Origin of the sequence: Thioclava sp. JE_KL1 (assembly GCF_009296265.1) — a bacterium.
Classification (GTDB): domain Bacteria; phylum Pseudomonadota; class Alphaproteobacteria; order Rhodobacterales; family Rhodobacteraceae; genus Thioclava.
The window spans coordinates 46,324-53,358 of sequence record NZ_WBJS01000013.1; the positions used below are offsets into that span (position 1 = coordinate 46,324).

General features: G+C 64.2%; 8 protein-coding genes. 2 read left to right on the forward strand and 6 right to left on the reverse strand.

The genetic code is table 11. The annotated features are described in order from the left end of the window. Positions 1-8: 8 nt before the first annotated feature. Genes speB through F8R15_RS18470 form a run of 6 tightly spaced genes read right to left on the reverse strand, consistent with a single transcriptional unit; the run spans position 9 to position 5,200 of the window. Positions 9-977, reverse strand: coding sequence for an agmatinase (speB, locus tag F8R15_RS18445; protein ID WP_152845568.1), 969 nt, complete (start codon positions 975-977; stop codon positions 9-11). A 13-nt stretch (positions 978-990) separates the two neighbouring features. Further along, positions 991-1,722: an SDR family NAD(P)-dependent oxidoreductase gene (locus F8R15_RS18450; protein WP_152845569.1), complete on the reverse strand. Its 732-nt coding sequence runs from the start codon at positions 1,720-1,722 to the stop codon at positions 991-993. Continuing rightward, the gene (locus F8R15_RS18455) at positions 1,719-2,486 is read right to left on the reverse strand and encodes an SDR family NAD(P)-dependent oxidoreductase (protein ID WP_152845570.1); all 768 of its coding nucleotides are present in this window, start codon (positions 2,484-2,486) and stop codon (positions 1,719-1,721) included. The genes F8R15_RS18450 and F8R15_RS18455 overlap by 4 nt, the downstream gene beginning before the upstream one ends. Continuing rightward, positions 2,483-3,277, reverse strand: coding sequence for an ABC transporter ATP-binding protein (locus F8R15_RS18460; protein ID WP_152845571.1), 795 nt, complete (start codon positions 3,275-3,277; stop codon positions 2,483-2,485). Before F8R15_RS18460 ends, F8R15_RS18455 begins: the two co-directional genes overlap by 4 nt. Positions 3,278-3,279: 2 nt before the next feature. Continuing rightward, entirely contained in the window at positions 3,280-4,080 is an 801-nt protein-coding gene (locus tag F8R15_RS18465; protein ID WP_078572202.1) for an ABC transporter permease, read from the reverse strand. Positions 4,081-4,138: 58 nt separating this feature from the next. Beyond that, the gene (locus tag F8R15_RS18470; RefSeq protein ID WP_152845572.1) at positions 4,139-5,200 is read right to left on the reverse strand and encodes an ABC transporter substrate-binding protein; all 1,062 of its coding nucleotides are present in this window, start codon (positions 5,198-5,200) and stop codon (positions 4,139-4,141) included. Between the two features lie 138 nt (positions 5,201-5,338). Between F8R15_RS18470 and F8R15_RS18475 the strand changes: the two genes are divergently transcribed. Together F8R15_RS18475 and F8R15_RS18480 are read left to right on the forward strand one after the other, a co-directional pair. After that, positions 5,339-5,971: a TetR/AcrR family transcriptional regulator gene (locus F8R15_RS18475; RefSeq protein ID WP_078523171.1), complete on the forward strand. Its 633-nt coding sequence runs from the start codon at positions 5,339-5,341 to the stop codon at positions 5,969-5,971. A 12-nt stretch (positions 5,972-5,983) separates the two neighbouring features. Beyond that, positions 5,984-6,844: a polysaccharide deacetylase gene (locus F8R15_RS18480; RefSeq protein ID WP_152845573.1), complete on the forward strand. Its 861-nt coding sequence runs from the start codon at positions 5,984-5,986 to the stop codon at positions 6,842-6,844. Positions 6,845-7,035 lie beyond the last annotated feature (191 nt).

Here is a 7,035-nt window from a genome sequence, read left to right on the forward strand (position 1 = left end):
CGCGGCGATCAACGGCGGGTCATGGTCACCGCCATCTGGCAGAGGATCTCGAACATCACCGAGACGCCGAGGAAAGCGGTCGCGCCGGAGGCGTCGAAGGGCGGGGAGACTTCGACCAGATCGGCGCCGACGATGTTGACCCCGTCGAGCAGGCGGATCACCTGCAGCGCCTGATAGGAATTGGGGCCGCCAACCTCAGGCGTGCCTGTTCCGGGGGCGAAGGCCGGGTCGACGAAGTCGATATCGTAGGAGAGATAGGTGGCTTTGGTGCCGACGATCTCGCGCGCCTCGGCCATCACATCCTCGACGCCGCGGGCGTGGAATTCCTCGATCGGGATCACGCGCACGCCGACGCTATCGGCGAAATCGCGGTCCTCGCTGTCATAGGTCGAGCCACGAATGCCGATCTGCACCACGCGTTTCGGATCAAGCAGCCCCTCTTCGATGGCGCGGCGGAACGGCGTGCCGTGGGTGTACATGTTGCCGCCGAAATAGCTGTGGAACAGGTCGGTATGGCTGTCGAAATGCACCATGCCGAGCGGCTCGGGCGTGCCCAGCGCGCGCAGGATCGGCAGCGAATTGAGGTGGTCGCCACCCGCCGTGATCGGGCGGATGCCATGCGCGCGGACGGTCTCGAAGAACCGGGTGATCCGGTCCATCGCGTCCTGAATGTCGGCCGGGTTGGGGGCCACATCGCCGAGATCGGCGCAGTTGACCATCTCGAAGGGGCGCACGCCGGTCGCGCCGTTCTGCGCCCGGATCATCGTCGAGAGATCGCGCAGCTGGCGCGGCCCGTGGCGCGGGCCGGGACGGTTGGTGGTGCCGGAATCCCAGGGGCTGCCGATGAACCCGACCTGCACATCCTTCAGGCGCGGATTGTCGAGTTCGACATGCGGCAGGCGCATGAAGGTCGGCACGCCCGCAAAGCGCGGCAGATCGAAGCCGGAAACCGGGTGGAAATAGGAATCGCTGGACATGGGGTCGCTCCTGTCAGGTCATGACACTGCCACCGTTCACGCCGAAGCATTGACCGGTGATGAAATTGCTCTGCGGGCCTGCGAGATAGCAGGCCATCGCGGCGATATCCTCAGGCTGACCGAACCGGGCGAGCGGCGTCGCCATGTCGATTGCCAGCTGTTCGGGGCTCATCGAGGCGGGGCTCGTCATATCGGTCTCGATCGAGCCCGGCGCGATGGCGTTGACGAGGATCTTCGGCGCCAGCTCGCGCGCGAGCGTCCGGGTCAGCGCGATGATCGCGCCCTTCGAGGCCGTATAGGCGGACATTTCCTCGCGGCCCAGAAAGCCCAGGTCGCTTGCGATATTGATGATCCGGCCTTCCTCGGTGCGGCGCACGAAAGCGCGCGACGCAAGGAAGGTGCCGCGCAGGTTTACCGCGATCACCCGGTCGAATTCGTCGATCTTCGTCTCGGCAATCGGGCTCTCGCGCAGGATGCCCGCGTTGTTCACGAGAATGTCGATCCGCCCGAACCGGGACATGACGGCGTCGAACATCCCCTCGACCTGTGCCTCGTCGGAGACATCGGCGGGCAGAGATTCCGCCTCGGTCAGCTTTTGAAGCTCGGCCAGCGTGTCGTGCGCCTGCGCGTCGTCGGGATGGCAGAAGGCGACTTTCGCGCCCAGTTCGGCCAGCGCGAGCGCTATGGCGCGCCCGATCCCGCGCGAGCCGCCGGTGACCAGTGCGACTTTTCCCTGAAGGCTCATGACATTACCTCGCCGCGGTCGACGTTGAGCGCCTGACCGGTGATATTCGCGCCTGCCTCGGACGCGAGGAACATGTAGGGATCGGCCATATCGGCGGGTACCATCAGCCCGTCGATCGCTTGCGCGGCCATGATCTCGGCTTCGACCTCGGCCTCGCTGCGGCCGCTGGATTCCGCCAGCTCCCGCAGCGAATTGGCCGCCGGTCCGGTTTTCACCCAGCCGGGGCAGATCGCGTTGACGCGGATGCCGCGGGGGCCCAGTTCCTGCGCCCATGTCCGGGTCAGGCCCAGAAGCGCGTGTTTGCTCGCGACATAGGCCGAGAAGCCCGGCACGGCGGTGCGCGCCCAGATCGAGGCGGTGTTCAGGATGCGCCCGCCCTCGGGGATGCGCGAGATCAGCGCGTCGGTCACGTTCTGCGTGCCGGTGATGTTGATCGCCACGATCCGCTCAAAGGTGGCGTTGCCCAACGGGTTCGCACCGTTGAGCGGGGTGGGGCGCTCGAGGCCTGCATTGTTCACCAGCACATCGACGCGTTCGATATCGGCCAGCGCTTCGGTCACCATCGCGGCGTCTGCGATATCGCAGCGGATCGCGCGGACCTTGCCGGGCAGGCTTTCGGCAGCGTCATAGATCGCCTCGGTCTCGGACAGGATGATCAGATTGGCGCCCGCGCGCGCGAAGCCTTCGGCAATGCCATAGCCGATCCCGCTCGAAGCGCCGGTGACCAGAACGGTCTTGCCGGTGAAGTCGAATGTCACGCTCATTCCTTGCCGCGTCCTTCCTCTCGCATCAGCCGCATCAGATGGGCCTCCAGATCGGAGTAGCCGTCGAGTTTCACGGCCCTTTCCTTGTCGGCGATGCGTGCGCCTTGCTTGAATTCCGGCACGATCACCTCTTTCACACGGCCCGGATGGCTCGAGAGAAAAACGATCTTGTCGGCGAGGAAGATCGCTTCCTCGAGATCGTGGGTGACGATCACCATCGTCGTGTTGGTCTTCTCGGCGACTTCGATCATCAGCTCCTGCATCAGCCAGCGGGTCTCGGCATCGAGCGCACCGAAGGGCTCGTCCATCAGCAGCACTTCCGGGTCGTTGGCCAGCGTGCGCGCGATGGCCACGCGCTGACGCATTCCGCCCGAGAGCTGCGACGGGTAGGCCTCCGCGAATTTCCCGAGGCCGACGAGATTGATGAAGCGTTCCGCGCGTTCGCGGCGCTCGGCGGCCGGGACGCCGTTGATCTGCATCCCGAACTCGACATTCTTGCGCACCGTCAGCCAGTCGAAGGAGGTATAGGCCTGAAAGACCATGCCCCGGTCGCGGCCCGGTCCCTCGACGCGGCGGCCGCCGATGACGATCTCGCCGCCGCTCGGGGTCTCGAGCCCTGCGATCATGCGTAGGATCGTCGATTTCCCGCAGCCCGACGGGCCGAGCAGGACGCAGATGGAGTTGCGTTCGACGGTGAAGCCCGCGCCCTCGACAGCGACCAGCTTGCGGCCGCCCGAGAGTTCGAATTCCTTCGAGATCTCGCGGATTTCCAATGCGGTTTCGGCACTCATGGTCACGCCTTTCTCAGATAGGGGAAGGCCCAGCGGTGCAGGGCGGAGAAAGTGAGGTCGAAGAGCAGCCCCAGCACCCCGATCACGACGATCCCCGACAGGATCTCATCGGTGTTCAGGAAGCGCCGCGCGCGCATCATCATCGCGCCGATACCGGTGGTGGAGGCGACGATCTCGGCGATCACCAGATAGGTCCAGGTCATCGCCAGCATCTGGCGCATCGCGGTCACGATATCGGGCAGCACGGCGGGGAAGATCACCCGGGCCACGACCTTGTGGCGCGGTGCGCCCAGCGTCAGGGCGGTCTCGACCAGCTCCTCGCGCACATTCTTGGTGTGATCCATGATCAGGGTGATCAGGAAGAAGATCACGCCGAGGAACAGCAGCGCCAGTTTCGGGGCCTCGCCGGTCCCGAACCACATCAGCAGGATCGGGATGAAGGACGGCGCGGGGAGGTAGCGCCAGGCCGAGACGAAGGGGGCGAAGAAGGCCTCGATCGCGGGGAAGGAGCCCATCATCACGCCCAGCGGCACCGCGACCGCACTGGCCAGCGCGAAGGCGATCAGCACGCGGCTGATGGAGATCAGGACGTCGCTGCCGAACCCGCGGCTGAAGAACAGATCGAAGGTGGTCGCGAAGACCTGTTGCGGGGCGGGGACGAGAAGCGGGTTCACCAAGCCGCTGGCCGAGGCGACGATCCAGATGCCGAAGAACAGCACCCAGATGGCGAGCGCGGAAAGCAGCTTCTGACGGCGGCTCACGGGCTTGCGCAGCTGGAGAAAGGGGGTGGGTCGGGCGCTCAAGGTAGATGCTCCGGCTTGGGGGAAGGGAAGCGCCGGGGATCGGCGCTTCCCGAGGGGTTTAGTGAGCGCTGAGGCTCTGGCGGTAACCGGCTTCGACCAGATCGCCCATCAGCGAGCAGTCGATGCCTTTCGACGCGTCGATCTTGTTTTCCATCAGACCGAGCTTGATCCACCAGTCATTGGTCATCGCGATCGAGTCGACCATCGAACCGTTGGCCATGCCGAGCGGGCCTTCGCCGTCGAGTACGCCGCACAGGCGGGCGGATTCGTCGAAGTCCATCATGTAGATGCCGCCCTCGAAGGACTTGCCGTTGGTCCCGATGACGTAGCCGATATCTTCCTCGGGCCATTGCAGGAACGATGCGAGCATCTTGTTGGTCTCTTCGGTGTGCTGGTTCCAGTAGGCCAGCCCTTCCCAACGCGCCTTCAGCACGGCCAGCGCCGCCGCGCGGTCATTGGCGATGAAGTTCTTGTTCATATACAGAGCGTCCATGAAGATCCCGGTCTTCAGCATCTCCGGATCGGCGGTATTCACGATGGACCGCGCGCCGGGCTTGGCCTCCAAGACCTTGGAGATCCACGGCTCGTACATGTAGGCAGCCGACAGATCGCCCGACATCATCGGACCGACGGCTTCATCGGCATTCAGGTTCACCCACTCGACCTGATCGGGGGTGATGCCCTCGGAATCGAGCCAGATCCCCATCAGCAGCTGACCGATATAGGCCTGCGGGGCCGAGACCTTCTTGCCGGGCAGGTCGGCGGGCTCGGTGTCGGGCGCGAGAATGACGTGATCGACCCCGTAGGAGGGGTTGAGCTGGGCCACGTTCACCACATCGGTGCCGCGATCCACGACCAGCGGCGTGTAATCGGCGGTGCAGCCATAGACGTCGAGCTGACCCGCGGCGAGGGCGGCATGACCGCCCAGCGGATCTTCGAAAATCGTGATGTTTAGGTCGTAGTCGGGGATCAGGTTCTGCTCCTTGGCGACTTCGAGCATGGCATAGCCCGGCCAGGAGACGCAGACCCCGACATTGATGGTTTCAGCGGCGGCAGCGGAGAGGCTGCCCGCAGAGAGGGCGACCGCGGAGGCGGTGGCGATTTTGAGAACGGAGCGCATAAGCGGACCTCGCTGTTGGTATGGATTCTTGATCTTGTACAAAAACTTTATTCGATAAAAACTTTTATGCAATAAAAAATTTGTCTTGACCAAAGATGACCAATTGCCGAAAACTGTTCGCAACCCTAGGAGGACTTAGTGAGCAACCTGCGCGCCCAACAAAAACAAGACCGTCGCAACCGCATCGTCACATCGGCCAAAGAGCTTTTTCGCGAGAAGGGCTATGACAAGACGACGATCGAGGCGATCGCGGTGGCGGCCGGCGTCTCGGGCGTGACGGTCCATAACTACTACGGAACCAAGGCCGGGGTGCTGCTCGCGCTGGTGATCGAAAGCGACAAACAGCTGCTGGAACGGCTCGATTCGACGCTGCCCGGACCGGAGGCAGAGCTCGTCGAGCTGACGGTGGCCTTCGCGCACGAGATCATGGTTCACGCGATGCAGACGCTGGAGAAAGACATCTGGCGTCAGGTCATCGCGGCCGTGACGATCGAGGCGGGAACGCAGCTTTCCAAGGCCTATTTCAAGCTCGACGAACAGCTTGCCTCGGTGCTGGTGCGCCGGATCGAGGCGATGCAGCGGGACGGGCGGCTCAGCGCCGATCTGAACCCGCTTCATCTGGGCCGGGCGCTGTTCCAGCTGCAAAACGCCCGTTTCATCCAGTTCATTTCCACCGACGCCGCGCGCCGGGACGAGATCGAGACCTGGCTGCGCAACGATCTCGTGGCGCTGTTCTCGGTGACGCTTCCGGTGCCTGCCGATCCTTCCTGAGCGGAGAGTGACATGTTTCTCAACCCGATCACCTGGCCCGAGGGTAAACGCAGCGCCGCCTGCGTGACCTTCGATATCGACGCGGATTCGCTGATCCGCACGGCGCGGCCCGAGGACGCCGAACTGCGTCTGCAGCCGATCTCGATGGGCCGTTACGGGCCGACGGTCGCCGTGCCGCGCATCCTCGAGACCTATCGCCGTCTGGGCGTGACCCAGACCTTCTTCATGCCCGCCTGGGTGATGCAGAATTACCCCGAGACAGTCGAGGCGATCCTGAAGGCGGGGCACGAGATCGGGCATCATTCGTGGATGCACGAAGACCCGATGGAGCATTCCGACGAACGCGAGGCGGAGCTGTTCGAACGCGCGCTGGAGGTTCATGTTACGATGACGGGCCGGAAGCCGCGCGGCTATCGCGCCCCGGTCTATTCCTTCACGCCTGCGATGCTCAACCGGTTGATAGAGCACGGGTTTCTCTATGACAGTTCGATGATGGCCGACGAGTTGCCCTATCTGGTCGAGACGCCGAAAGGCAGCCTGATCGAGGTCCCGCCGCATTGGGGCACCGATGACTGGCCGCCCTTCGCGCATTTCGGCGAGATCGACTACCTGATGCCGATCCGCGCGCCCTCGGACGGCATCCGCGCCTTCGCCGAGGAATTCGACGCGATGCACGAGGCGGGCGGGTTCTGGATGCCGGTGCTGCATCCGTTCCTGACGGGCCGTCTGGCGCGCTGGCGCGAGATGGAGCGGCTGCTGGAACGCGCCGTGGAGGCGGGCGACGTCTGGTTCGCGCCGATGGAAGAGATCGCCAGCCATGCGAAATTCGGGGCGTCGACGCTGCGCCGGGAACGGATCGGGATGGACGGGTAACGCCCGCTCGGCCGGGGAAAACCGTTATCGACCTGCGAATATAAATGCACCGCGGCGCTGAAAAGCGCCGCGGTGTCTTTGTTTGGGCCTGTGAGCGCTCAGAACTTCGCGCTCAGAACTTCGCGTTGAAGGAAAGCTGCAGCGCGTGGCTCTCATAGTCGCTCGAGAAGGTCCCCGAGATCCCGGCATGC